The sequence below is a fragment of the Candidatus Wallbacteria bacterium genome (assembly GCA_028687545.1).
In the GTDB taxonomy this organism is placed as follows: domain Bacteria; phylum Muiribacteriota; class JAQTZZ01; order JAQTZZ01; family JAQTZZ01; genus JAQTZZ01.
In genome coordinates this window covers 35,526-61,038 of the sequence record JAQTZZ010000002.1, presented here as the reverse complement: position 1 = coordinate 61,038, position 25,513 = coordinate 35,526, and the positions used below count along the sequence as shown (strand labels likewise).

The following is a 25,513-nucleotide window of genomic DNA, read 5'->3' as shown; positions in this document are numbered from 1 at the left end:
GAGAACGTTAGGAGAGGTCATGCCTGAGAAGTTGTTGCGTGATTCATATTGTTCACCTGGTCTGGTTGAGGAACTGATCGAGGAACTGAAGGTTTTGCTGAAATCCAATCCTGAAAACCACGAGATGCATCTGACCATTGCCAACTGTTTTTATAATATCCAGAAATACAATCTGGCACTGGAACATTTTCTGGAATCTCTGAAATACAACACCGAATCCACTAAGGCCAGAATCAATCTCGCCAACACCTACCTGGAAATCAACGAGATCAGCAGGGCCAAAGAGATTTTCGAGGAGCTGCTTCAGAAGGGTAAGGATTATCCTGACGTGCATAAGAGCCTGGGGGATATTTTTATCCAACTGGGAGATCTGGAGAGGGCTCTCGCGGAATACGAACAGGCCATCAAACTTAACCCCCGATATTTTGACGCTATTTTCGCTCTGGGAGAATTGTTCTCGAAAGTCGAGGACTACAAGAAAGCCATGACATATTTCAAGGTAGTAGCTGAGTCTTTCCTGAAAAACCGCAGAGAAGAACTTTTCCTCTCCTCAGTTCATTACGATCTCGCCCAGATTTACCGCAATCAGGAATTGGCTAAAGAGGCCATCAGGCATCTCAGGCGTGTTACCGATCTGTTCCCCCACCATGCCGATGCCCATTACCAGCTGGGAAAGCTCTATCACCACCTGGGAATGATCGATCAGGCAATCGATGAGCTGGAAAGCGCGTTGAGGATAAATCCGAATTATCGCGAAGCTCAGAAAGAATACTGGAGCTGCGTGAAAGAGGCCAAGTAAATGCCCCCGAAAAAAAGACTCGGAGACGCCCTGATCGAACAGGGACTGATCACCCAGGAACAGCTTTCAGAGGCCCTCAAGGTCCAGAAAGTGAAAAAGATGCGCCTGGGCCTTGTGCTGTCCGATCTGGGGTTCTGCAGCGAAGAAGACATCCTCACCGTACTGTCCAAACAGCTTGGTGTGCCCAAAGTCAACCTTACCGAATATCAGGTCACTTTGAAGGTTCTGGAGCTTGTGCCTGCCAAGATCGCCCAGAAGCACGAGATAATCCCACTCTTCATTGAAGGCAATCATCTTACTGTAGCCATGTCCGACCCTCTGGACGTATTTGTGATCGACCAGCTCCAGTATATGACCGGTTATACGATCGACATGGTGATTTCCACCCGTGAGCAGATCCTGGGAGCTATCCAGAAATACTATGGCACGGTCAGGGATATGGACGCGGTTGTGGATGAATTCGATACCAAGGATGATGGGAAATCCGCCGAGATGGAAGAAAGCGTCGGAGTCAACGATGTGGAGCAGGACAACCCGATCGTCAAGTTTGTGGAATTGACAATCAAGGAAGCGGTCAAGGAGAAAGCCAGCGACATCCATGTCGAACCCGAGGAAAAAAACCTGCGCATCCGCTATCGTATCGACGGTGTGCTGCAGCAGGTGAAAAATGTTCCCAACAATGTCAAAAACGCCATCCTGTCGCGCATCAAGATCATCTCTGGCATGGACATCGCAGAGAAGCGCCTCCCCCAGGACGGCAGAATGCACCTCAAATTCGAAGGCAAGGAAATCGACATCCGCGTAAGTTCCCTGCCGACCGCGTGGGGGGAAAAGATCGTGATGAGGCTTCTGGATACATCTTCAGTCATGATCGGCATCGACCAGCTGGGATTTCTGGAGGAGCAGCAGAAACAGTTCCAGCGCTGCCTGAAGGAACCAAACGGCATCATCCTGCTCACCGGCCCCACTGGATCAGGAAAGACTTCCACCCTTTATGCGGGACTGAACTATATCAAGTCGCCAAACATCAATATCACCACAGTTGAAAACCCGATCGAATATAAAATTTCGCTGATAAATCAGGTACAGACCAAGACCGAGATCGGGATGACTTTTGCCAATGCCCTGCGCGCCATACTCCGACAGGACCCGAACGTGATCATGATCGGAGAAATCCGCGACGTGGAGACAGCAGAGATTGCGATCGAATCAGCTCTGACCGGACATCTTGTCTTATCCACTCTCCACACCAACGACGCCCCACAGGCGATCGTCCGTCTCAACGAGATGGGAATCGAACCTTATCTGCTCACTCCGACCCTGCTCCTTGTAATCGCCCAGAGACTTGCCCGGCGCATCTGTACCCGCTGCAAGGAAGAATTCGTGCCTGACAAGGAACTTTTACTGGAGATCGGGCTGAAACCTGAAAAGGAATGGAAATTTTTCCGGGGCAAAGGCTGCTCTTACTGTAACAAAACAGGTTACTCCGGGCGCGCCGGTATCCATGAATCGCTGATCCTGAACGACGATATCCGTAAAATGATCATCGCCAAGGAATCGGCCTCTGAGATCAAGAAAGTCGCAGTCCGTTGCGGGATGGACACATTGAGAGTTTCTGCAATCAAGAAGATGCTGATGGGGATCACTACGGCTGAAGAAGTCCTCAGGGTCACCAAGAGGGAATAAAGATGGCAAGGTTCCAGTATAAAGTGAGGGATCCCAGCGGCAAGCTGATTACCGGATTCATGGAAGGAACAGACATGGATTCCGTGGTCAGCAAGCTGATGGAAAAGAAATACCTGGTTGTGGCTGTAGGCGAGGAAAAGGAAAATGTCTGGAAAATGGATTTCGGACAGTTGCTCGCCAGGATCAGAGCCAAGGACTTGGTATTCCTATACATGCAGATGTCCAACCTGATTAATTCCGGCGTGACCCTGCTGGAGAGCCTCGAGGTGCTCGAAGACCAGTCCACAAACCCGAAACTGAAAAAAATTCTGGCTGAGATCCGCAAGGATGTTCTGGCAGGCAAGTCGCTGTCTGAAGCCATGAAAAAGCATCCCAGAGCTTTCCCCAGGCTGTTCATCAGCCTGATCAAGGCCGGTGAGACAGGAGGAATGCTCGACAAAATCCTGGAAAAGATCGCCGCTTTCACTGAAAAGGAACACAGACTGCGCGGACAGATCCAGTCCGCGATCGCCTATCCGATAGTGATGGTGATAGTAGCGGTTTCAGTCGTCATTTTCCTGTTGACTTTCGTGTTCCCGAAGTTCGTGAAGATCTTCGAACGTGCCGGTGCGAATCTGCCTCTGCCGACTGTGATGCTGATCAAAATGTCCGGATATCTTCAAAACCATTGGCAAAGCCTGATTGTGATACTGGTCGTAACTTTCATCGGCTACAAAATCGTCAACCGTACCAAGCCGGGCAACCTTTTCTTCACCCGCCTCAAGATGTTCATGCCCGTGTTCGGCGATCTGATCATCAAGACGTCCATCACCAGATTCTGCCGCACGCTGGGGACGCTTTTAGAAAACGGCGTGCCGATCATGACTGCGCTGGACATTGTCGAAGATACCCTGGACAATGTGATCTTAGCCGGGTATATCCGGAGAGCAGCCCAGGATGTCAAGGAAGGAAACCCGCTGGCCAGTTCGCTTGCGCCCTGTAAAATATTTCCTCCGATGATCATCAAGATGATCCAGGTCGGAGAAAAAACCGGTGGCCTTTCCAAGATGCTGATAAAATCTTCCGATTTCTACGAATCCGAAGTTGAAATGACAGTGGAAACCATGATCTCGCTGCTCGAACCGCTCCTGATCGTGATGATGGGTGGCATGGTCGGTTTCATCGCCCTGGCCATGTTCATGCCGATATTTGATATGACAAAGACGGTGAAATAATGAACATTTCGAAATTCCTGCCTAAAGAACACATAAAAATCGGAATAGAGAGCGATACCAAAGAAGGGATGATTCAGGAACTGATCGATTTTATCTTGCCCAAGACAAATCTCATCCGCAATCAGAAAAAATTGTTCCGTGCCATCCTTGAGCGAGAAAGGAAAGCCTCTACTGGTATCGGAATGGGGATAGCGATTCCACATGGCCGCACTTTCGAAACACGTGATTTTCTGATGGTTCTCGGTATTTCGGCTGAAGGCCGGGATTTTCAGGCACTCGATAACCTTCCAGTCCACCTTATCTTCCTGATGAGTGCTCCCCCGGATAATGACACGAAATATCTCAAGGTGATCAGGGAACTTTCCGCATCGCTGAGAGACGATGCGGTCCGTGAAAGCCTGATCATGGCCGAGAATCCCGATACAGCCTATTTTATTTTAAAGAACACGGGTTAAGATGAAGATCCTGGTTGTAAGCGATACTCACGGCGACATCGCGACTCTGGGAGAGGTCCTGGAGAAGCATCAATCAGAGGTGGAACTTGTGATCCATCTCGGCGATTTTGCCCATGACCTGACTGAGAATTTTTCGCTGCCGATCCCTTCCCATGCCATCCCAGGGAACATGGATGGAGTGAAACGGCAAGCTTCAGACCTGGAACTCGTCATCACCGTCGCTGACAGGAATATTTTATTGACCCATTCAGACCATCTGGATACCCATTTCGGGTTCGCCAGACTTTCAGCGCGGGCAAGGGAGCTGGGAGTCGAAATCTGCCTGTTCGGCCATACTCACAGATATCTGTTCGATGACTCCTCACATCCCGTGTTTTTCAATCCGGGATCATTGGGGAGAGCAGCCATGTGGTCATCCAGGACATACGGTATTCTGGAACTTACACCCCAGGGATTCTATGCGAACAGATTCAGCATCTGAAAGACTATTGCGGGATTTTGTGCTATGAGCCTCTTGCAAAATGTTTTTTTTCACTGTATCTTGGGTTGACATTTTGTTAGAGACTCAAGGGGCACTAATGCCTTTATCTTAAAGAATTACGGACCAATTGAGGGGATATGGGAGGCTCTATGGAAACATTTATCGGACCGGTTGCCGGACAGATCTGGAAATTTCTTCACGAACGGGGCGAGGTCACTTTCAAGCAGCTGGAAGATACGCTGATGGATGATTCTGTTCCCATGAAACGAGTGATCGTGGCCATGGGGCTGGGCTGGCTTGCCAGGGAAGGAAAGTTGAATCTGGTGGAGGAAGGCAAGGGTAAGCGCTACCGCATGAAAATATCTTTACATGAATAAAGTAGAGACTGCAAGTCTATCTTCGTGGCTAACTGGAGTTTTTTAAGTGCCCATAAAAAAGAAAAAGCATATCCTGCTGACCAATGACGACGGTATCGGATCTCCGGGTATCCGCAAGCTGGCGGAAGCTTTGTGCGGGATTTTCCATGTTCATATCGTAGCCCCGATGGACGAAAAAAGCGCCTGTTCCAGGGGAATGACCCTGAATTCCCCGCTGCATGCAGACAGCAAAGATCTTGGAATACCTCATGCCTCCTGCCACGGTGTAGGCGGACTGCCTGTGGACTGCGTTAAACTGGGCATCGATTCCCTGATCCGTGATCCGATCGACCTTGTGATCTCCGGTATCAACAGAGGAATCAACACCGGGATTGACGTGCATTATTCAGGAACAGTCGGCGCAGCCATGGAAGCCTATATGATGGGTTACAATGCCCTGGCTTTTTCCCTGGACACCGAGGACCGCAAGGCGGATTATTCAGTCGCTGTCGACTGGTGCCTCAGAATGCTCGACATCATCAGAGAATGGAAGGTCGAACGCTACATCTACAATATAAACATTCCCTATTGCCCTGATCAGAAGATCAAGGGAGTCCGCCTGACCAGGCTCAACAACTTCACTTACCGGGAGAATTATGAATCCGGGATCGACAAATCAGGACGAAAAATATTTAATTTGAAAGGGGAGAGGGTGAAACTGGACCCTGACCCTAATTCAGACATCATCGCAGTGATGGCCGGATACGTTGCCCTGACTCCGTTAACCTGGGATTTCACGGATTACCGGATGATCGAGAAACTGTCTTCAAACTTCAAGGAATAGTGCTGGTCCGGATAGGAAGCATCATCCGGACAGCTGATGGAGCAATCTCATGATCGAAAAACGCATTCTGGAGCTGGGACTTAAGCTTCCTGAAGCACCCAAACCGATTGCATCATACATACCTGCTGTCAGGACCGCTGACCTGGTTTTTGTTTCCGGACAGCTGCCCATGATTGAGGGAAAATTGGGTTGCCAGGGTAAGATCGGCAGGGATTGTTCGGCAGAAGATGCTTCCCGGGCAGCAGAGATCTGCCTCATGAACGCCCTGGCTGCCGTCAAATCTGTAGTTGCCCTGGAACAGGTGAAGAGAGTGGTGCACTTGTGCGGATATTTCAACTGTATCGATTCCTTCACTGATCACAGCCATCTATTGAATTCGGCTTCAGAACTGCTTGAGAGGATCTTCGGTGAATCGGGCAAGCATAGTCGAGTGGCAGTAGGTGTAGCAAGCCTGCCGAAGAATTCCCCTGTGGAAATTTCAATGATCGTGGAGATACAAAAGATGTAGGGGCAGATCCCTGTGCCTGCCCGTGAAATTATCGTAACTGCGGGTAATAGATCACTTCTTCCTGCAATTCGATCCTGAATTTATCTCTCACCCTTTCTTTCACTATTTGCACCAGTTCCTGAAGCTCTGAAAAAGAGGAGTTGCCTTTATTGACAATGAAATTGGCGTGATAAGGCGAGACTTCAATGCCCCCGACCCTCAGGCCTTTACAACCGGCCTGATCGATAAACCAGGCTGCGGCAGTCCTTCTGTCAGCTCCGGGGAGCAGCACATTCTTGAAGAAGCTGCCTGCGCAGGGTGTTCCCCGGGGCGGGAGCTTGGAATCCCTCTGTGCCAGGATTTCCCCGGTTCTGCTCTTGATGCACCAGGAGGAAGACCTGGAAGGCTTTGAGAGAGCCACGCGGGTGATCACGAGCTTTTTCCGCTTGACTTCGCTTTCCCGGTAGTCAAAATTGAAATCACCCTGTCCGGCCTGGAAGATGCCTTTCTCAGGGCTGTATAGTTCTGCCGTCCTGACGAAGTTCCCGATTGAATCGCCATAAGCTCCGGCATTGCCGGACACCGCTCCGCCTACTGTTCCTGGGATTCCTGAGAGGAACTCATACCCGCCAATGCCGTTTCCAAGGCAGAATTCCAGCAGATTGGAGAGAGACACTGAACTGTCCGCTCTGATGCAGTCGTCTTCTTCGCTGATCAGGCCAGGGCTGCGGTTCACGACTAATGTGCCTTCGATCCTGCAGTCCTGAAAAATCAGGTTGCTGCCGTTACCCAGCAGAAAATAATTTTCCCCTGACCTGGAAAGTTTTTCCACGCAGGCTGCCAGTTCTTCCGGAGATTCCGGGAAAACGACTTTTTCAGCATTCCCGCCGAGTCCGAAGGTGGTAAGCTGAGCGACAGGGTAATTCTGATAAACTTTCATGGCGACATTCTAACAGAGAATTAGTGGTGAGTCACTAGTGATTTTTTCAAGGAAAAATGAGATAATTTTACTGAAAGCATGGCATGATTCTGCCATCAACAACCTGGAAGGTGAAAATGAACGAGAAAAAGGAATTCCTGATCATGATCGTTGACGATAATGAACAGAACAGGCTGGTTTTGCAGAGGGAAGTGCAGAAGGGGCTGCCGCTTGTTTATCCCGGATTGAGTTTCAAGACTCTTTCAGCGGAAAACGGGCAGCTGGCTCTGGATCTGCTTTTGCTGCATGAGTTCGATCTGGTGCTGATGGACGTAGATATGCCGGTGATGGACGGACTGACTGCCACTGAAAAGATCAAGGCTGATCCGAACTTCAAGGCGATTCCTGTTCTCGCTATTACCGCGCAGGCCATGAAAGGGGACGAGGAAAAATGCCGCGCTGCCGGCTGCGATGAGTATATTTCCAAACCGATTGACCGCAAGAGATTGAAGGAATTGATCGGGAAGAGGCTGGGTCTGGTCTGATGGAACTGAAGATTCTCAATACTGCGATTCCCGGTGAGATCGAAACCTCCTCCATGAAAGAGATCGATAAAAAATTGAGGTCAGATCTCAATACCATCCTTCTGACGCTGGAACAAATGACAGAAGGGTATTTCGGCGAATCCGGCGCTTTGGATGAATTTATCAGAAGGGGGTATACCGAGGAGATCGGAACATCCCTGCAGACAGTGATTCCCATGATCCATAAGATGTTCGATCTGATTGAGGAAGGAGCTGTCAAGCGTAACCTCGCGCTGGAACTGCTGCTCAGGCAGGTCGACGAGGAGCGCCGGAAATCCGACAGGTTATTACTCAACATCCTTCCTGAATATGTCGCGGAAGAGCTTAAGGCCACGAACACCACTATTCCCAGATATCACGATCTGGTGACAGTTCTTTTTACAGACATGAAGGGTTTCACGAAAATGGCTGAAAGGATGTCTCCGGAAGAACTGGTGAGGGAACTGGAATCCTGCTTCGAGGAGTTTGACAACATCAGCGCAAGGTACGGATTGGAGCGGATCAAGACCATCGGCGACTCATACATGTGCGCCGGTGGATTGCAGAGCGACGGCCTGGAAAAAGTGAAAAACTGCGTAAGAGCCGGCCTGGAGTTTCAGCAGTTCATGAAATTGGCCAAAGAGGAAAAAACCAGAGCCGGACGTGATTACTGGGAGGCCAGGATCGGCATCCATACCGGACCGGTCGTGGCAGGCGTGATCGGCAAGACGAAATTTGCCTATGACATCTGGGGAGATACGGTCAATATCGCATCCAGGTGCGAAAGTAACGGTTCCCCCGGCAGGGTGAACATTTCCAGAGCCACCCATGACCTTGTCAAAAACACTTTCAACTGCGAATCACGAGGGATTGTTGAGATTAAAAATCGCTCTCCCATTGAAATGTGGTTCGTTTTAAACGAGAAAAAAAAGATATGATCAGGTTATTGATCTGCTCATTGCTTGTCATGACGCTGTCTGTTTACGGTCAGGTCGACCGCAGATCTTCTCCTGATTCCGGGACCTCCCTGGGGAATGAAAACTCTTTCTTTCAAGGATGGACATCTGCTGTGAAGGATCCGGCCGAAGCCGGTCGGATCGCAGCGGAATCATTGCTTAGGGAGCTTGGCGGGAAAAAAACTGCAGTGATCTTTATAGCAGCCACCAATGATTTTTCCGTCAAAAAGCCGATTATCGAAGAAGTTTCAAGGGTTTTTCCAGGTGTGCCTGTCTGGGGTCTTACTACTGGAAAAGGATTTTTCATGAATTCCACTCTGGAGATTTTCAACGATCATTCGGTAGGATTACTGGCTCTCTGCAGCAATGATCACGAATTCATCGCTGCCGGAGCTCCGGCTGTCAGGGGAGATCCCCTGCTGGCTGCTTCGGAGGCTTTCAAACAGCTGCCTGCAGATAAAAAACCGGCGCTGTTTCTGCTCGCCTCGTTTTACAACGAACATGTCAACGAAATCCTGGAATCGATCAAGGACAGATTCGGGCCTGTGCCTGTATTCGGCGGTGACACTCATCTAAACCAGGGGGCCTTATTTTTCAATGGAAACGTGCTGGAAAAAGACGGACTTGCTTTGCTGGCAGTATATACAGACAGGCGGATCGGTCTTAATTTTCAGAGCGGCTTCAGGGTAGCTGGGCCGGAAGGACTGATCACTGCAGCTGATCTGCAGAGAATCCGTGAAATTGACGGCAAACCTGCAGTGGATGTTTACAATCTCTGGACAGATAACCGATTCAGCGAGCGGATCAGGAATGGGGAAGATATTTTCAACAATCTGTTGTATTACCCGCTGGCCAGGGTGAAAAAGGGATCTGACGGGATTGACAGGCATTTTGTTCTGGCCGTAAATCCTGAAAAAGACGGGAGTCTTAATACTTACTCCCCTGTACGGGTCGGTGAACGGCTGGTTCTGATGGCTGTTGATGACCAGGCACTGGTCAAACGGCCTGGAGTAAGCCTGCTCAGCGCCAGGGCCATGATCGGCGGTGACTTTTCCGGCGGACTTTCCTTTTATTGCGCAGGCTCGCAGATACTGCTCGAGCAGAAAAAACAGGTTAATCAGCTCGGCATGGAGTATAAGAAGGCCTTCGGAAAACCATTCCTTGCCTTGTTCACAGAAGGAGAGTATGGCTGCTGCCCTGGCAGCGACTCCTTTCACGCCAACCTGATGCTTGACACCATATTGTTTTCCGGCCCTGGAGAGAAACCAGAACCTGGAATTCCGGCCGGGCCAGCTGAAGCACTGCCAGACAAGCCGGAAGAAAGCGGCATCCCGTGGAGTGCCCTGTTTCTGGAGATTTTCGCGGTTTTAGCAGTCCTTTTTATCATGAAGCGGATGCTTTTGCAATGGAAGACTTTGAGCGGCAAGCTGATCAGTAAGCTGATCGTGCGCCTGTGCATCCTTTTTCTGATCTGTTCCCTGGCTTTCCTCACCGGCTTTGTCAGAGCGAACAGACTGGTTCAGGATCTGGAAAAAAGCTTTGTGGACAGGACAGGAAGGTATCTGATCAGCACTGTCAACAGGACCACAATGCTTTATCTTTTGGCCAGAAATTACGATCAGGTGGCCAGCAGCTGCAGGGACATCGTGAAAAACGACCCCACGATCCTGGAATTCACTTTCTATGATTCTTATGGACAGCTGATTTACCATTACAGCGTTCTGCCTGGGAGGGTAAAGGCAGAGGAGCTGTCATCAATCAAATTACCTGCCTCTGTCAGGCGAAAATACGAACGGCTCAGACAGACAGGAGAAGGCGGACACGTATTTCTGACCCGCAAAGGCTGGTATGAGTTTTACGATTGCCTGTTCACCGAGAAAAAGGAATATCTAGGTACCTTGAAGATCTTCATTGTTGCAGGCAAAGTCAGGGAATTGCTGGACCAGTGGTTCTGGCAGAACATCATTTTGTATTTTCTGGTCACTATCGCAGTAATTTATCTCCTTTTAAAAGGAATCCGGAAATCGATTCTGAATCCGATCAGGGCTTTGTCCGATGGAATTGCCGGCTTGAGCATGCGGGATTATTCCAGAAAGGTCCAGGTCAACACAGGAGACGAGTTTGAACGCCTGGGACAGGCTTTCAACCGCATGATGGAGGAACTGGAGAAATATTCCAACGGCATGGAGGAACAGGTCAGAGCCCGCACGATGGAACTGGCTGCAACCCTGGAAGACCTGCAGCGGGTCAGTAAAATCAAGGACGAATTCTTCGCTTCCATGAGTCACGAATTGCGGACCCCGTTGAATTCGATCATCGGCTTTACCGAGCAGTTTCTGGACGGCCTGGTCGGAGAAACACAACTTGATCAGGAGCAGCGGGAGACTCTGGAGATGATTCTTAGAAGCGGCAGGCACCTGCTCGGTTTGATCAACGATATCCTTGATCTGTCAAAGATCGAAGCAGGCAAATTTCAGCTGACTATCGAAAAAGTCAGGCTGGACGAAACCATCGTCTCAGTCGGCCAGGAAGTCCAGGCCATGCTTGAAACAGTTGAAAAGAAAGGGAAATATCACTTCCTGACTGAAATCGAAGAAAATCTCCCTGAAATCCGGGCTGACGAAAAGCGGGTGCGCCAGATTCTTTTGAATCTTCTAAGCAATGCCATCAAGTATTCCGAACAGGGTGAGATCAAAATCAGGTTATTCCGGAGCGGTTTCCATGGTTCTGCCGACAGGAACGGGCTTTACGCGACCCTGGCTGTTTCCGATCAGGGCGTCGGAATTCCTGAGCAGCAGCTGGACAGGATCTTTGATCAATACATGCAGATCGTTGAATCAAGGACCAAGAAAGTCAAGGGCACAGGCCTCGGGCTGTCCATCACAAAGAAACTTGTGGAAATGCATAAAGGTACGATCCGGGTGGAATCAGTGCATGGCCAGGGAAGCACATTCATTGTGACCCTGCCGATCGGGCAGTAATTACAGTTTATTCAATCCACAAATTTCAGGGTATAGTACGGGAAGAATTTGCCGAGATTGCGCTCCAATAGCGGGTCATAGATTTGCCTGCCCTTCAAGTCTTTGCTGTAGACCGGGATCATGTACTGGAAATAGAAACGGTAAGAGCTTTTCTTTCCAGGCTCGAACTGCACGTCATCGCTATGGCCTGTGCGCAGCTTCCTGCTGATTTCCAGAGACCATTTTCCCACTCCTGATGCTGCTGCCGCACCTGAGAGATCTCCCTGCTTTCCGTTGAACGCCCAGACTGCCCGGAGATCTCCGGCAGAACCTGAGGGTAATTGATCCCTGAACCAGTTCAGCTTTTCCCCCTTGAATTCAGAAGGGATTGTATCTATCGCAGTGTATGGAGGGATGCCGATGTCTGAATCCTCAAGCCCGAAAACCAGGAAGCTCGGATTGAGAAAGAAAGGCAGAGGGCCCAGCAGTTCTCCATGGTGGAACCTCAGCTCACCGGGCGAGACAGAGAACTGGATCCTGACTGAACGGTCGTCCAGGAATCCGCTGCAGGTTCCTGGTGCCCATTCCCACAGATCAAGCAGGCATTTTTTCCGACTGCCGAGACTTTTTTCCAGGCCAGGTCCGGTTTCCCAGAAAAGATCCAGGAAAAGGTTCTTGCGCGGTAAATAATATTTATAATCAGCTTCTTCATAATCTGAAGCTGAATACGACTTTTTATCCCTGTCCCATTCCAGGTTCAGGAGAAAGACTTCCGTAGAAATCCTGTTCTCGAATCTGATTAAAAAATAGACGCTTTCCGAATCGTAACAGGATGCGATCAGAGTGTTTTCAAAAAATGGATTGTCGATGCTGACCGGGCGATTGAAGCAGCTGTCCTGAATCCCGTCCAGCACTGGAGCAGATGTGATCCTGTGGGAAGATACGATTGTGCCTGAATTTACGGGGACAGGGGGGCAAAGGGACAGATTCCGAGGAATTTTCACTGTCTTTGTTTCCGGGGGATAATCAAAGGGCAGTTCCAGCACGGGGAAGAGCCTCTGCAAGATCTGGCCGTGCCGCTCTGAGAGTTCGGATCGCGCTGAATGCGTTGAGTTTCCAGTTTCAGCGGCAGAAAGATGAGTGGCAGTCAGGAAAAAGACCAGCATCCAAAAAGCAGCCATGTTTCCATTTTATCAGAATTTTGGTTATTATCTAACTAATCTATGCGGATAGTTTGTCTGATTTTTATTTTTCTGGCCTCTGCCACTTGCTTTTCAGCCTCAGCTGTGGACGCCACTGAAAAAACCATTGATATCGGGCATTCAGTGACTATGGAATTAGTGCTGATCTCAGCTGGTGAATTCACGATGGGCAGGGTGGAATCCGATTCGGCAGATGCCTGTCCTGCTCACCTGGTCAGGATCACCAGGGATTTCTATCTCGGCAGATATGAAGTCACTCAAAGGCAGTGGGAAGAAGTGACTGGATTCAATCCCAGCTGTTTTTCCGGTCCGAACAGGCCTGTGGAGCAAGTAAGCTGGAACGACTGCCAGGACTTTGTCGGCCGTTTGAACCTGCGCGGGATCGGCAAGTTCCGCCTTCCATCCGAAGCTGAATGGGAATATGCCTGCCGGGCCGGCACAATCACTCATTTTTACTGGGGCGATTCCATTGAAACTGATTATCTCTGGTATGGCGACAACAGCGGAAACATGACACACGATGTCGGGCTGAAGAAGCCGAATCCATGGGGTTTGTTCGATATGCTGGGAAATGTCCGGGAATGGTGCAATGACAGTTATTATGATAAATATTACGGCAGCAGCCCTGTCAATGATCCGCAGTGCACGAACGGAAATCTCAAAGTTCTGCGGGGCGGGTGTTTCTGGAATTATTCATACTTCTGCCATCTGGAAGCCAGGGATAAAAGCCCCAAAGAGCAATGGTATCTTCTGAACGGACTCAGGGTAGTGATGGAGAAGTGAAGAGCCACTTTCAAACTTGTTTGTTAGTGGCTCTCATCCCGAAGCCGGAGGCTTGGGATGATTTTATTAGTCCCACTCCGCGTCCCGAGCTATGCTCAGGACGCTCCGGGGATAAGAAGTTGTAACCAAGAACTTCGCGAAGCTCAGTTCTTGGAACAACTTCTAATACTTTTGCAATTCCTGCGGGACGCTGCATTCCTGAAAATTGAATCCTCTGCCTGGCACGAACTTAAGCCCGGCAAAGCGCTTGTCAGCAGCGTAAAAACCTGATTCCGCGCTGAGAAAGATGATGATCTGACTTTCGGCCAGGATCTTTTGAACCTGACCATATATTTCTTTTCTTTGATCCATGTTCAAAGTTCTCCTGCCTTCAGCCATCAGCCGCGCAATTTCCGGGACTCCGTCAGGCAGGTCGCAGAACTCAGGGTCAGACCCATAAGCTTTCCGCTCCAGAAACACGTTTGTTTCTCCGGTGATTTCTGTTGTGATCCCTGATTTCAGGGTAACTGTAACTCCGATTTTTTCCCAGGAGTCCTTGATTATCGCTGCCTGATTCGAAAGCTCAGCCGGATAATTCAGGCAGATTGAATTGCCTCCGGCTCCGCTGCCGCGGGATTCCAACAGTTTGCGGGCTTTTTCCGGGGAAAATTCCATCGGTTTGACAGCAGGGTTTTCAAAGCGATCCGGCGGGAACGGGCTTGAGATGGGGCGTCCTTCAAAGCGTTCCCTGTCGATGGCTAGTGAGAGAGCATTTCTAAGATTCCGGTCGGTTAAAGGAGTCCCCTTGGAAAATCTGATTGAGATATAGTCTGTGCAAGGTTTTTTTAACACTGTAAATCGGTTCAGAAACTCGCTTGAGCCGGAGTATTTCTGAAACTGATATGGTTCGAGTTCCAGAATGTCGATCTTCCCCTGAAGCAGCAGATTGATGGCATTCCCAGTGTCGGGAATGATCTTGAATACGAGTTTGTCAAGCAACGGTCTGCCGAGAAAATAGCTCTGACTGGCGCTGAGGATCAGTGTGTCATCCTGTGAATAGGAGGTAAAACTGAAAGGGCCGGCTCCGATCGGCTGATAATTAAAGGCTGAATCAGGCAGATTTTCACGAAGCAGCAGGTGTGAAGGAAGAATTGGAACAGTCCAGCTGCAGAGAGCAGGGGCGAAAGGCTCATCATATACGGCTCGGAAACAGTATGCATCCACTACTTCCAGGCTGCAGCGGGAAAAAGCTTCTCGCAGATTGCTGTTGCCGGATCTGATCGCAGCACAGGTGAATTTGATGTCTGCGACAGTGAGTTCGATCGCATCCTGCCACCAGATAATGTTTTTCAGATAAAAAGTGATGATTTTTCCGTCTGTGGAGATTTCCCATTTTCTGGCAATATCACCGGTAAACGAACCATCAGGTTCCTCTTTTACCACACTGGCATATAGCAGAGGGTTAATCAGCTGGGAGGTTTCGTTTTGAGGAAGCAGTGGATTGAAGCTCAGAGGTGAATTTCTGAGCGCTACAACAGCTGAGTCCCCTGACACGGATTTATTTCCGCTGCCCAGGTGTTCTTTGTCCTGAACCGGAGTTATGGTGTTTTTTCCGCAGCCGGAAGTAATGGCGAAAAGCAAAATCAGAAAAATATTTCTCAGCATTAAGTAATTTTACCTGAAAACAAGTCAGTAGGAAATGGGTACTAATCAGTGAGCAGGTTACCGCTCTCTGCATCAACGTGGATCCTGCTTCCATCGCTGGTGATGAAATGATAGCAGGGTCTGCACTCTACTGGGCCGGATTGCCTGAAGGACGGAGAATAATATCCCATTGTAAAGTTGATGAAAGTGATTTGTGCTCCTGCTTTGATCAGGGAGGATATCTGGGGAGCCGCCCTGTTCAGAGCTTCGATTGGATCGAGAATCAACTCTTTCTGAGGCGGAGATTTTTCCAGCTGCCGCCAGAGGACAGTGTAAGAGGCTACTCCAAACCGGTCCACTAGGAGATTTATGCAGTCTCCATTGATTCCTGAAAGTTCTTTGCCGTCTACAACTCTGCCGAAGGAGAGGAAGTAATTAATGGTCACATCCATGCCGGATGAGGTACGGACGATGGGTATGATCTCTTTAAGTTCGGCGTCAGCAGGGAGCCCGCCATTGGCCTCGATGAAATTTACAGCAGTGGCATACGCTTGCCAGAAACCTTTGGAAGTGTTCAGATTTGAAGGGGTCCGGAAAATCCGCAGACCGCCTGCCTGGGAAATTTCGTAATCATAACCAAAGCGGCGGAATGATTTCAAATCAACGTGGCGCTTTACATCGACAGGATTGGCAACTATCGCCGGAAATTCATCGTCAATGGCCTTTTCAACTGCGAAAGCATAGCTGAGATTGTCGCTGAGCTGGATCGGAGTTTCCAATGATCTGGCTTTGAGTCCTGAGACTGAGATTTTGGTTAAACTCTCTGTTCCCTCTCTGAAACAAGTGTTGTCATTGGGATCGTCCTGGTTGAAAAAAGCAAATTTGCTCTGACCTTTGTAATAAGTTTTATTGATCACACCGCTCCAGCGTTTAGCCATTTCCGGATCATAGTTGCAGTTGGCCAGTTTCCAGGAGTCGAAAAAGGCCTGGGCATCGTCTGTGGATTTGCCGTTGATCCCTGAGCAGAACGCCTTGGCGATTTCGTTGTCTGCAGGTTTGTCCCATGAGATCATGTAATAACCGAGTACAGTGAGCAGATTCGAATTGTTTTTCTGGGCGTCTACCCATTTATCTGTGACAGACAGGCAACAGGCAAGCATGATGTGTTTGACTTTGTTGGATTTGCAGTCACTGAATGAATAGGTATCTCCGCTAGGCGGGCAGGCCATGTCGTCTGTGCCGTGTCCTGTGTACATCAGGATGTCTATCGGCGTGGACGGCTCGAATGAAGCTTGGTTGATCGCTGCATCGCGGATGTCGGCTTCCAGAGTATAACCCTGTGCGCTCAAGGCGGCGATGAAATCGTCGGCGTCCGTGTTGTCGAGTGGCTTGTTCGGGGGAGAGTAAGCACCTGCTGCTAGCACTCTCATTTTTTTGACTACAGTCACATCGGATTTGGCGTTCAGCCACCTGGGCTCTGCGTCAGCTCCAGGGTTGGTGGTCAGCTTTGTGAATCCTCCCAGCGTGATGTTGGCTGTATAGATCTCCAGATTACCTTCGTGCTTGGAGGAATAAACCACATTTACCCCGTCAGGGGCCACGTCGAAATCCAGCACACTGGATTTGGTAGTGACCAGCTGCGGCGCATTGCCGTCTGAAGCGACTTCTCCCACATCATAACTTTTCATGACCCCTGGAACTGATTCCACCATGTAATAGACTCTGGTCCCGTCAGCGGAAATTTTAGGGCGGGTGCAGTTCAGGCCGTTTAAAGAAGCTATCTTCTTGGGGTTATTGCCGTCTGCATCTGCAATGTAGATGCACTCCTGTGTCCCGCCCTGCTTGGAATTGAATGCGATCTTAGTTCCGTCAGCCGAAACGCAGGGGTTGAAACTCATTTTGTCTGTGGTGAGTTTGGTATAACCTGTGCCGTCAACTCCAACCACTGCCACATATGTTTCATTGGAATCGTTGGTAACCTGGAAAATTATTTTTTTCCCGTCAGGGAAAAAGCTGGCAAAGTCTTCGCTGTCATGAGTATTGGTGACATTCTTCCAGCCTGTGCCGTCTGTTTTTACAACCACCAGGTCGTAGATTTTGGTAAGCAACCCGCTGGGGCTGGCTGATCCGTTCTGCAGGGAGTAAACCAGCCAATTGCCGTCCGCAGAATAATTAATGTGAATTTCAGTCGTTTTATCATCTGTGACTTTTTTACGTGCAGAGCCGTCAATTCCCATCACATACATGTCACGCTGAGCTGCTTCCAGGGTATCGGTCACAAAGGCAAAGGTTTTTCCAAGAGGAGAGACTGCATGGCTAAAAGTGGGGGCAGCATCGGGTGTGATTCTCTTCTGATTGGCTCCGTTGGAATCCATCATAAAAACACTGGTGTAATTATTTTGATAACTGCTGTACAGGATTTTTAAATCTGAAATTGGAGTGGGGGTAGGAGTCGGTGTTGGAGTAGGAGTGGGGGTCGGTGTTGGAGTAGGTGTAGGAGTAGGAGTCGGTGTCGGTGTTGGAGTAGGTGTAGGAGTAGGAGTCGGTGTTGGAGTAGGAGTGGGGGTCGGAGTAGGATGTGGGGTAGGATTAGGCAATACACCCTGTCCTGGAAGAAAAACTATATCATGTGCAGAAATGTCAGGACAATTCACGATCAGGAAAATCGTCAAAATCAACAGAAATATTTTCATACTTACATTATAGTCTAAAAATGTCTTTTAGGCAAGTGGGGCTTGACATATGTTGACTAAACAGGAAGCTTCATTTTGAAAGAGTTGGTGAAATCTGTTCTTGAGCTTTAGTCATTGAACAGGTTGCCGTTGCATGCGTCGACATGGATCCTGCTTCCATCGCGAGTGATAAAATGATAGCAGGGTCTGCACTGCACTGGACCTGATTTCAGGAAAGACGGTGAATAATATCCCACAGTGAAGTTGATGAAAGTGAGATTCCCCCCGGTTTTGATCAGTGAGGAGATCTGAGAAGCCGCCCTGGTCAGAGCTTCTATGGGATCGAGGAGCCGAAGGTCTTTTTGTGGTGGAGACTGTTCGAGCTGCCGCCAGAGGACAGTGCACGAAGCAATTCCGAACCGGTCCACAAGGAAATTCAGGCAATCTCCGCTGAATCCTGACAACTCCTTGCCGTCGACCACTCTGCCGAAGGAGAGAAAGTAATTGATGGATACATCTGTACCTGAACTGGTACGGACAATAGGAACGATCTCTTTAAGTTCGGCGTCAGGCGGGAGGCCGCCCAGATAGGAATCGATGAAAGTTACAGTGGCGTTATACGCTTCCCTGAAGCCTTTGGAAGTGTTCAGGTTTGAAGGGGTCCGGAAAATCCGCAGACCGCCTGATGGGGAAATTTCACAATCATAGCCTGAGTTCAAGAAAGAATTCAAGTCAAGCTGGCGCTGTATCTCGATCGGATTAGCCATTATCACTGGAAATTCCTCGTCAACAGCCTTTTCCACAGTAAAAGCATAGCTGAGATTCTCTTTAAGAGGGACTGGGACTTCCAGCGGATGTGCTTTAAATCCAGCCGACGAAATTTTGGAAGATTCCATGTTGTCCTCTCTGGAAAACATACTGTTACCAGGGTCACCCATGTCGACTAAATCGAATTTGCTCTGGCTCATGTAATAGGAATTGTTAATGATTCCGCTCCAGCACCTGGCCGTTTCCTGATCATAGGAGCAGTTGGCCAGTTTCCAGGCATCAAAAAAAGCCTGGGCATCATCAGTGGATTTGCCGTTGATGCCAGTGCAGAAGATTTTGATTATGCCGTTATCTGCAGGTTTGTCGAATGAAGCCATGCGGTATCCAAGTATTGTGAGCAGCCTGGAATTATTTCTTTGAGTATTGACCCAGTGGTTTGTCAGCGATTCGCTGCAGGAGAGCAGCAAGTGCCTGACATTATTGCATTTGAAGTCTCTATAAGAAAAAGTGCCGTTCTGGAAGGTCGCCATATCAGCACTGCCACGACCTGTATACATCATAATATCGATCAGAGATGGCGGTTCAAAAGAGGATTTGAGGATCTCTTTGTCCCTGATGTCTGCTTCCAGGTTATAATTCTGGGATTTCAGGATATCGATGAAATCGTCCGCGTCAGTGCAGTCGAGAGATTGAGCCTCTGCAGGATACTGCCCGGCTGCAATCACTCTCATTTTTATCAGCGCTTTGGAATTTTTGTAGGTGATCCACCTGGGTTCTGCATCGGCTCCGTCATTGGTGGTCAGCTTGGTAGGCCCTCCAGCCTGGGAGTTGATCACATAAATCTGAAGGTTCCCCTCATGCTGGGAAGCATAGACCACACTGACGCCGTCTGGTGCAACGTCGAAATCAGTAACATCGGATTTTGTCGTGATCAATGTCTGCGAGCTGCCGTCTGAACCTACCATTCCTATATCGTAAGTTTTCTGCATCCCGGAAACGGTTTCCACCAGAAAATACACTTTTGCTCCATCAGCGGAAATCTTCGGACGCAGGCAGTTTTTCTCTTTTACAGAGGCGATTTTCTTGGGTTTGGTCCCGCTGGCATCTCCAATGTAAATGCTTTGCAGGTCCGCTTCGCGGCTGGAACTGAATACGACCTTGGTGCCGTCCCCGGAAATCGAGGGAGAATAGCTGACTCCGTCTGTGGTGAGTTTGGTATATCCAGTGCCGTCAGCTTTCACTATTCCAATATTTGTGGCTTTTGTACTGTCTGTGACTTCGAAAATTACTTTTGTTCCATCAGGGACAAAGGAAGCATAATCCTCACTGTCAGGAGTATTGGTAATGTTTTTCCATCCTGTGCCATCGATTTTCACTGTCACTATGTCGTAGGCTTTGTCCAACAGCCCGCTGCCTGTACCATTTAACAGAGAATAAACCAGAGAGCTGCCGTCTGCTGAATAACTGATATGCATCTCAGAGATTTTGTCGTCAGTGACTTTTTTACGGCCAGACCCGTCAGTACCCATCACATACAGTTCGCGCTGATTGTCAATATAATCTGTCACAAAGGCAAATTTGTTTCCAACCGGTGAGACTGCATGGCTGAAAGTGGGGGCATTGACTGGTGTGATCCTTTTCTGGTCACTGCCGTTCGCACCCATCATGTAAATGCCGGTATAGTCTCCACGGTAACTGCTGAAAATAATTTTTAATTCCGTAGATGGGGTCGGAGTTGGCGTGGGCGTGGGAGTCGGCGTGGGGGTCGGCGTTGGCGTAGGCGTCGGAGTTGGCGTGGGCGTCGGGGTAGGATGCGGGGTTGGCGTAGGCAATACACCTTGTCCAGGAAGAAAAACTATATCATGAGCAGAAACAATGGAACAATTCATTATCATCAGAACAGCTAAAACCAATTGAATCAATTTCATACATACATTATAGTCCAAATCCGTCTTAAAATCAAGCGCGACTTGACATAATAAGTACCTGTCGGGCTTAGTTGCGGCATAAATCCTGTGCTGAATTTTTATATATAGAATGGTACTTTGAGGACTTGACAAGCATGAAAATTTGAGTAATAATATAAATGAGTGAGCATTCATTCGAAAACAATGGAAGAAAATGTAAAAAACTGCCAGAATCAGGAGGTAGTATGGGAAAAAAAACTAAAGCTGCACTTTTGTTTTTCTGTCTTTATCCGGCAATAGTAGATTTTCTGGCGATCAATCTTTCATTTCAACCGTTTGCGACATATGGAATTGGTAAATTGATCATGATTGCAATTCCATTGATTGTCTGGTACAGATCCGGGGTTTCCTTGAGAGTGCTGCGCTTAAGAATTGGTCTAGCCAGAATTTCTGTTGTCAAGGGACTCCTAACCGGGACTTTGATGTCAGCTTTGATTTATCTTGCATACAATCTTTTTTTCAAGTCAATGGTCAATCCAGGGCCGATCATTGACAGATTGTATGCATTGGATCTAACGGATCATTATATTACAACTGCTTTTTTCCTTTCCTTTTCCAACAGTCTGATGGAAGAATATTACTGGAGGGGTTTTATTCTGGATCAGATGAAAAAAATGATTTCAGGAGTCGTTCCGCTTTGCATCTTGAACGGAATATTTTTCAGCATCCACCATTTTGCGGCTCTGCTCCCGATGTTCAGATTGAATCTGACACTTGCATTTGCTGCTGCAACCGGCGTTGCAGCAGCTGTCTGGAGCTGGCAGAGACTTGCAGGGCAATCCCTGCTGGATTGCTATGTCAGTCACGTACTGGCTGATCTTGCGATCTTTTATGTCGGCTGGGAGGTGATTCAATGAACAGCGAAGAGCTTAAGCTGATTCAGGCAGGACGCAGAAAATTTGCGGCAATGGCTTCCACCTATTTTCTAGGAGTGTTCAACGATAATTTTTTCAAACAGGCAGCGCTGCTGATGGCGATTTCCGCCGGACTGATTGATTTTCAGGGTTATGCCACAGTTATTTTCACTCTGCCTTTTCTGATATTTGCGTCCTATGCAGGCTGGCTGTCAGACAGGTTTTCCAAAAGGTCTGTGATGATAGGCTCCAAAGTGCTTGAACTGATCGCAATGCTTGCAGGTGCTGCAGGAATCTGTACTGGAAGCTGGGTGCTGATTTTCACAATGCTTGGGATTATGGGGATTCAGGCTGCTGTTTTCAGCCCTGCGCTTAACGGATCCATTCCTGAACTATATCCTGCCTGGTATGTGATAAAAGCCAATGCCATCGTGAAGATGATCAGCACCACTGCAATTTTCGGAGGCATCGCCATGGCCGGGCTTGTTCTGAGCCGCAGGGGTGCGGAAGTGAGTTCGATTCCATGGGGACAGTTTCTGGTAGCGCTTTCGGTGGTGTCAGTGTCGATTCTGGGGTTGATTGTCAGCTTCGGTGCTCCCAGCCGGCCAGCTGCGGCACCCGAGAAAAAATTCCCGCGCAGCGGACCGCTGGAAACTTTTCGGACGATTCAGGAAATACAGAAAGACCCTTTGCTCAACATCGCGGTCATGTCCAACATGTTCCTCTGGTTTTGCGGCTCGATGATGACAATGATCGTCAATCCTCTCGGTTTGAAGCAGTATTGCGCCGGAGAAGCAGTCACCAGCTTCATGAATGTGGTTTTCCTGACAGGAATCGCAGCCGGGGGATTCATCAGCAGCCGCCTGGCGGTTGGAGAGCGCTGGTACAGGGTTCTCTCGCCGGCTGCACTGATCATGTCTGTAATGATGGGTTTGATGGTGCTGGTTCCGCACCTGCCGGTCGGCCATGATCTTCAGGTGATGGCGATTTTTATCAATCTGGCCGGTATCGGACTGTGCGGAGGGGTTTTCCTGATCCCCCTGGAAAGCTTTGTCCAGGTGCGTCCGGCTGCGGACAGAAAAGGCTCAGTGATTTCTGCCGCGAATTTCTCGGTTTTTTCTGGCATTCTTGTTTCAGGTCTGGTGGCAAATTTTCTTAACGCATGGCTGCTGCCGACCCAGAGCTTTGCCGTAATGAGCATAATGTCGCTTTCCGTTTCCATCTGGCAGTACTTTGTTCTGAACAAGGGGAGGTTGAAATGATAAAGGTGCAGATCAGATTCAATAAATTGATTGCATTTTTGGCCAGGGCGATTCTCCGCCTGCGATACCAGGTCAGGATCACAGGGCTCAGAAAAATTGAAAGCAGGGGAGTCAGGAGCATACTGCTCCTTCCCAACCATCCAGCCTTGATCGATCCTATCATACTCAATACCTGGTTTTATCCGCATTTCAAGCAGCGCACTCTGGCAGACCACGATCAGATTGACCGTCCCCTGATCAGCTGGCTGGGGAAGCGGTTCGGCGTGATCACGCTGCCTGACATCACAAAGCTTGGCGGTGATTGCGCAGCAGAGATAGATAAAAAGATCAGAGAATGCGGGGAAATCCTCGCAGGCGGCGACAATCTGCTTTTCTATCCGGCCGGAAGACTCGCCCGGGGGAAATACGAGAGTATCGGCGGAAACAGCGCAGTGGAGACGATTCTCAGGCAGCACCCTGATACCAGAGTGGTTCTGGTCAGGACAAGAGGGTTGTGGGGAAGTTCTTTCAGCCGTACTGACGGACATGCACCGTTTGCGGCGGTTGCCCTTTCCAAAGGACTGTCTGCTCTTCTTAAAAGCCTGATTTTCTTTGTGCCTAAGCGGGAAATTACGATCGAATTGATTGAACCCTCTGATTTTCCCGGAAAAACGGACAGGCTGGTGATAAACCGTTATCTGGAAAATTTTTACAACTTCAATCCGGTTCCCAATCTGTATGTTCCTTATACCTGCTGGGAATCGGGTGGAAGAAGGATCAAACCGGAGCCGGTTGAGCAGAAACTCGACGTAGATGTCTCTGAAGTTCCTGATCCTGTCCGGAGCGCCGTGCAGAGCTTTCTCTGCGAACTTACAGGCAGCAGCGGCATCAGTGAAAGCATGTCTCTGGCCGGGGACCTTGGCCTGGACAGCCTGGCCAGAGTGCAGATCGCTTCCTGGGTCGAGGAAACATATGGCTTTCCGCAGGGAAATCCCGATGCCCTGCAATCCGTGGCGGATGTGATGCTGGCTTCATGCGGTCAGGCAGTTTCTGCGAGGCCGGTTGAAATTTCTCCTGTGCCTGGAAGCTGGTTCACGGAAACAGATCAGGCAGTTTCCATTCCTGAGGGGAACACACTGACGGAAGTGTTTCTGAAACAGGCCCGGAAAAACAAGGTTGCCATTGCGGACCAGATGTCAGGCGTTAAATCATACAGGGATCTGGTCGCCGCTGTTTTTCTCCTGAAACCTGAGTTCGAGATGCTGCCAGGGGAGAGGATCGGACTCCTGCTGCCGGCATCCGTTTCAGCGGCCACTGCTTATTTTGCCCTGCTTTTTTCAGGAAAGACCCCGGTGATGATCAACTGGACTGTCGGGCAGCGCAGTCTGACAGAATCTCTGAATAAAACAGGGGTCAGCCGGATAGTCACATCCAGAACCCTGATCGCCAGGCTGAAGAGCCAGGGGAATGACCTTTCATGGCTTCAGGGGCTGGTGTTTCTCGAGGATCTGGCCGAAAAATTCGGATTTTTCGGGAAAATATGGGCGATCATCAGGGCTTTCCACGCACAGTCCCTTGCTAAAGTAAAAGTGTCTGAGACGGCTGTGATACTTTTCACCAGTGGTTCGGAAAATCTGCCCAAGGCAGTACCGCTCACGCACGGGAATCTGCTCGCGAATCTGCGGGACATTTCCGGTGCGATCACCCTTCATCAGAATGACTGCCTGATCGGTTTTCTGCCTCCCTTCCACTCCTTCGGACTAACTGGCACAATCCTCCTGCCCCTCTGCCTTGGCATACGCACTGTCTATCATCCCAATCCCACGGAAGCGTTGACTCTGGCAAGACTGATCGAGTCCTACAGCGTCGGCATCCTGGTCGGGACCCCTACATTTCTGGCTGGGATTCTGCGCATTGCGACAGCTGAGCAGCTTTCCAGCCTGAGGCTCGCCTTTGTCGGGGCTGAGAAATGCCCGGAGCGTGTGTACGAAAAGCTCACTGCCCTGTGCCCCAGGCTCGCGCTGCTTGAAGGATATGGTATCACCGAGTGCTCCCCCGTGATTTCGATCAATGATCAGGAAAAACCAGTACCTTATACCATCGGCCGGGTTCTGCCTTCATTGTCATATGCCATAGTCCATCCTGAAACTCTGGAACAGGTTCAACCGGGCGGAACAGGGATGCTGCTCGTTTCCGGGATCAGTATTTTTTCGGGATATTTCGGTGGAGAATCAGCGTTTGTAAAAGCGCTCGGAAAGACATGGTACAAAACCGGGGATCTGGTGAGTGAAGATCAGGACAGAGTGCTCACTTTCAAAGGAAGGCTCAAGAGATTTGTGAAGCTGGGCGGAGAAATGGTTTCTCTTCCAGCCATCGAATATGTACTGGCGCCGCATTTCACCCGCGAAGAGGACGACGGGCCGGGAATCGCAGTGGAAGCTTCCGGCGATCCGCCTGAGATCGTTCTTTTCACGATCCGCGATACAGACCGTGAAACAGCCAACCGCCTGTTACGAGAAGGCGGGCTTTCCGGCCTGCACAATGTCAGGAGAGTTGTGAAAGTGGACAAAATCCCGGTGCTGGGAACCGGCAAAGCCGATTACCGGGCTTTGCGGGAAATGTTGACGCAGTCCTGAATTTCAGCTGACCGCTGAGGTTGAAAAGTGCTCTTTTTTCAGCTACC

20 protein-coding genes are annotated in these 25,513 nt (G+C 49.4%); 15 read left to right on the top strand and 5 right to left on the bottom strand.

The genetic code is table 11. The annotated features are described in order from the left end of the window. Window positions 1-19 precede the first annotated feature (19 nt). The 8 genes from PHW04_01325 (at window position 20) to PHW04_01290 (ending at window position 6,343) form a co-directional block, all read left to right on the top strand. Complete coding sequence (locus PHW04_01325; protein ID MDD2714512.1) at window positions 20-799, top strand: tetratricopeptide repeat protein; 780 nt, start codon at window positions 20-22, stop codon at window positions 797-799. Continuing rightward, window positions 800-2,485 carry an ATPase, T2SS/T4P/T4SS family gene (locus PHW04_01320; GenBank protein MDD2714511.1) on the top strand — a complete coding sequence of 562 codons (1,686 nt, stop codon included), beginning with the start codon at window positions 800-802 and terminating at the stop codon, window positions 2,483-2,485. Window positions 2,486-2,487: 2 nt separating this feature from the next. Further along, a complete protein-coding gene (locus tag PHW04_01315) occupies window positions 2,488-3,699 on the top strand; it encodes a type II secretion system F family protein (protein MDD2714510.1) in 1,212 nt (403 codons plus the stop codon). Further along, on the top strand, window positions 3,699-4,154 hold the full coding sequence (locus PHW04_01310) for a PTS sugar transporter subunit IIA (GenBank protein ID MDD2714509.1): 456 nt from the start codon (window positions 3,699-3,701) through the stop codon (window positions 4,152-4,154). The genes PHW04_01315 and PHW04_01310 overlap by 1 nt, the downstream gene beginning before the upstream one ends. Window position 4,155: 1 nt before the next feature. After that, window positions 4,156-4,635: a metallophosphoesterase family protein gene (locus PHW04_01305; protein ID MDD2714508.1), complete on the top strand. Its 480-nt coding sequence runs from the start codon at window positions 4,156-4,158 to the stop codon at window positions 4,633-4,635. Between the two features lie 149 nt (window positions 4,636-4,784). After that, window positions 4,785-5,012, top strand: coding sequence for a winged helix-turn-helix domain-containing protein (locus PHW04_01300; GenBank protein MDD2714507.1), 228 nt, complete (start codon window positions 4,785-4,787; stop codon window positions 5,010-5,012). A gap of 46 nt (window positions 5,013-5,058) precedes the next feature. After that, a complete protein-coding gene (surE, locus tag PHW04_01295; protein ID MDD2714506.1) occupies window positions 5,059-5,835 on the top strand; it encodes a 5'/3'-nucleotidase SurE in 777 nt (258 codons plus the stop codon). Window positions 5,836-5,884: 49 nt separating this feature from the next. Next, the gene (locus PHW04_01290) at window positions 5,885-6,343 is read left to right on the top strand and encodes a RidA family protein (GenBank protein MDD2714505.1); all 459 of its coding nucleotides are present in this window, start codon (window positions 5,885-5,887) and stop codon (window positions 6,341-6,343) included. 28 nt (window positions 6,344-6,371) lie between these two features. Here the strand turns inward: PHW04_01290 and murB are convergent, their stop codons facing one another. Continuing rightward, window positions 6,372-7,262 (bottom strand): UDP-N-acetylmuramate dehydrogenase, encoded by an 891-nt coding sequence (gene murB, locus PHW04_01285; GenBank protein MDD2714504.1) that lies wholly within the window; start codon window positions 7,260-7,262, stop codon window positions 6,372-6,374. 116 nt (window positions 7,263-7,378) lie between these two features. Here murB and PHW04_01280 point away from each other — a divergent pair, with 116 nt between their 5' ends. The 3 genes from PHW04_01280 to PHW04_01270 are packed head-to-tail and all read left to right on the top strand — an operon-like array spanning window position 7,379 to window position 11,741. Next, complete coding sequence (locus PHW04_01280) at window positions 7,379-7,786, top strand: response regulator (GenBank protein ID MDD2714503.1); 408 nt, start codon at window positions 7,379-7,381, stop codon at window positions 7,784-7,786. After that, window positions 7,786-8,742 carry an adenylate/guanylate cyclase domain-containing protein gene (locus tag PHW04_01275; GenBank protein MDD2714502.1) on the top strand — a complete coding sequence of 319 codons (957 nt, stop codon included), beginning with the start codon at window positions 7,786-7,788 and terminating at the stop codon, window positions 8,740-8,742. The genes PHW04_01280 and PHW04_01275 overlap by 1 nt, the downstream gene beginning before the upstream one ends. After that, a complete protein-coding gene (locus PHW04_01270) occupies window positions 8,739-11,741 on the top strand; it encodes an ATP-binding protein (protein ID MDD2714501.1) in 3,003 nt (1,000 codons plus the stop codon). The genes PHW04_01275 and PHW04_01270 overlap by 4 nt, the downstream gene beginning before the upstream one ends. Window positions 11,742-11,752: 11 nt before the next feature. On the opposite strand, the gene PHW04_01265 is transcribed toward PHW04_01270, so the two are convergent. After that, a complete protein-coding gene (locus PHW04_01265; GenBank protein MDD2714500.1) occupies window positions 11,753-12,901 on the bottom strand; it encodes a hypothetical protein in 1,149 nt (382 codons plus the stop codon). A gap of 42 nt (window positions 12,902-12,943) precedes the next feature. Here PHW04_01265 and PHW04_01260 point away from each other — a divergent pair, with 42 nt between their 5' ends. Beyond that, entirely contained in the window at window positions 12,944-13,705 is a 762-nt protein-coding gene (locus tag PHW04_01260; protein ID MDD2714499.1) for a formylglycine-generating enzyme family protein, read from the top strand. A 162-nt stretch (window positions 13,706-13,867) separates the two neighbouring features. Here PHW04_01260 and PHW04_01255 read toward each other — a convergent pair whose 3' ends face one another. The 3 genes from PHW04_01255 to PHW04_01245 all read right to left on the bottom strand — a co-directional run bounded on the left by PHW04_01255 (window position 13,868) and on the right by PHW04_01245 (window position 20,696). Then, on the bottom strand, window positions 13,868-15,349 hold the full coding sequence (locus PHW04_01255) for an ABC transporter substrate-binding protein (protein ID MDD2714498.1): 1,482 nt from the start codon (window positions 15,347-15,349) through the stop codon (window positions 13,868-13,870). Window positions 15,350-15,390: 41 nt separating this feature from the next. Beyond that, a complete protein-coding gene (locus PHW04_01250) occupies window positions 15,391-18,021 on the bottom strand; it encodes a DUF5050 domain-containing protein (protein MDD2714497.1) in 2,631 nt (876 codons plus the stop codon). Window positions 18,022-18,128: 107 nt separating this feature from the next. Beyond that, window positions 18,129-20,696 carry a DUF5050 domain-containing protein gene (locus PHW04_01245; GenBank protein MDD2714496.1) on the bottom strand — a complete coding sequence of 856 codons (2,568 nt, stop codon included), beginning with the start codon at window positions 20,694-20,696 and terminating at the stop codon, window positions 18,129-18,131. Window positions 20,697-20,920: 224 nt separating this feature from the next. Between PHW04_01245 and PHW04_01240 the strand changes: the two genes are divergently transcribed. The 3 genes from PHW04_01240 to PHW04_01230 are packed head-to-tail and all read left to right on the top strand — an operon-like array spanning window position 20,921 to window position 25,466. Continuing rightward, window positions 20,921-21,592, top strand: coding sequence for a CPBP family glutamic-type intramembrane protease (locus PHW04_01240; protein MDD2714495.1), 672 nt, complete (start codon window positions 20,921-20,923; stop codon window positions 21,590-21,592). Continuing rightward, on the top strand, window positions 21,589-22,851 hold the full coding sequence (locus PHW04_01235; GenBank protein MDD2714494.1) for an MFS transporter: 1,263 nt from the start codon (window positions 21,589-21,591) through the stop codon (window positions 22,849-22,851). Before PHW04_01240 ends, PHW04_01235 begins: the two co-directional genes overlap by 4 nt. Then, window positions 22,848-25,466 carry an AMP-binding protein gene (locus tag PHW04_01230; protein MDD2714493.1) on the top strand — a complete coding sequence of 873 codons (2,619 nt, stop codon included), beginning with the start codon at window positions 22,848-22,850 and terminating at the stop codon, window positions 25,464-25,466. The genes PHW04_01235 and PHW04_01230 overlap by 4 nt, the downstream gene beginning before the upstream one ends. Window positions 25,467-25,513 lie beyond the last annotated feature (47 nt).

Coding starts and splice junctions, on each gene's coding strand:
- PHW04_01250 (MDD2714497.1), bottom strand. CDS start 18,021: ATGAAAATATTTCTGTTGATTTTGACGATTTTCCTGATCGTGAATTGT.
- PHW04_01235 (MDD2714494.1), top strand. CDS start 21,589: ATGAACAGCGAAGAGCTTAAGCTGATTCAGGCAGGACGCAGAAAATTT.
- PHW04_01270 (MDD2714501.1), top strand. CDS start 8,739: ATGATCAGGTTATTGATCTGCTCATTGCTTGTCATGACGCTGTCTGTT.
- PHW04_01245 (MDD2714496.1), bottom strand. CDS start 20,696: ATGAAATTGATTCAATTGGTTTTAGCTGTTCTGATGATAATGAATTGT.
- PHW04_01300 (MDD2714507.1), top strand. CDS start 4,785: ATGGAAACATTTATCGGACCGGTTGCCGGACAGATCTGGAAATTTCTT.
- murB (MDD2714504.1), bottom strand. CDS start 7,262: ATGAAAGTTTATCAGAATTACCCTGTCGCTCAGCTTACCACCTTCGGA.
- PHW04_01310 (MDD2714509.1), top strand. CDS start 3,699: ATGAACATTTCGAAATTCCTGCCTAAAGAACACATAAAAATCGGAATA.
- PHW04_01305 (MDD2714508.1), top strand. CDS start 4,156: ATGAAGATCCTGGTTGTAAGCGATACTCACGGCGACATCGCGACTCTG.
- PHW04_01280 (MDD2714503.1), top strand. CDS start 7,379: ATGAACGAGAAAAAGGAATTCCTGATCATGATCGTTGACGATAATGAA.
- PHW04_01255 (MDD2714498.1), bottom strand. CDS start 15,349: ATGCTGAGAAATATTTTTCTGATTTTGCTTTTCGCCATTACTTCCGGC.
- PHW04_01265 (MDD2714500.1), bottom strand. CDS start 12,901: ATGGCTGCTTTTTGGATGCTGGTCTTTTTCCTGACTGCCACTCATCTT.
- PHW04_01315 (MDD2714510.1), top strand. CDS start 2,488: ATGGCAAGGTTCCAGTATAAAGTGAGGGATCCCAGCGGCAAGCTGATT.
- PHW04_01260 (MDD2714499.1), top strand. CDS start 12,944: ATGCGGATAGTTTGTCTGATTTTTATTTTTCTGGCCTCTGCCACTTGC.
- PHW04_01320 (MDD2714511.1), top strand. CDS start 800: ATGCCCCCGAAAAAAAGACTCGGAGACGCCCTGATCGAACAGGGACTG.
- PHW04_01325 (MDD2714512.1), top strand. CDS start 20: ATGCCTGAGAAGTTGTTGCGTGATTCATATTGTTCACCTGGTCTGGTT.
- PHW04_01275 (MDD2714502.1), top strand. CDS start 7,786: ATGGAACTGAAGATTCTCAATACTGCGATTCCCGGTGAGATCGAAACC.
- PHW04_01290 (MDD2714505.1), top strand. CDS start 5,885: ATGATCGAAAAACGCATTCTGGAGCTGGGACTTAAGCTTCCTGAAGCA.
- PHW04_01230 (MDD2714493.1), top strand. CDS start 22,848: ATGATAAAGGTGCAGATCAGATTCAATAAATTGATTGCATTTTTGGCC.
- PHW04_01240 (MDD2714495.1), top strand. CDS start 20,921: ATGGGAAAAAAAACTAAAGCTGCACTTTTGTTTTTCTGTCTTTATCCG.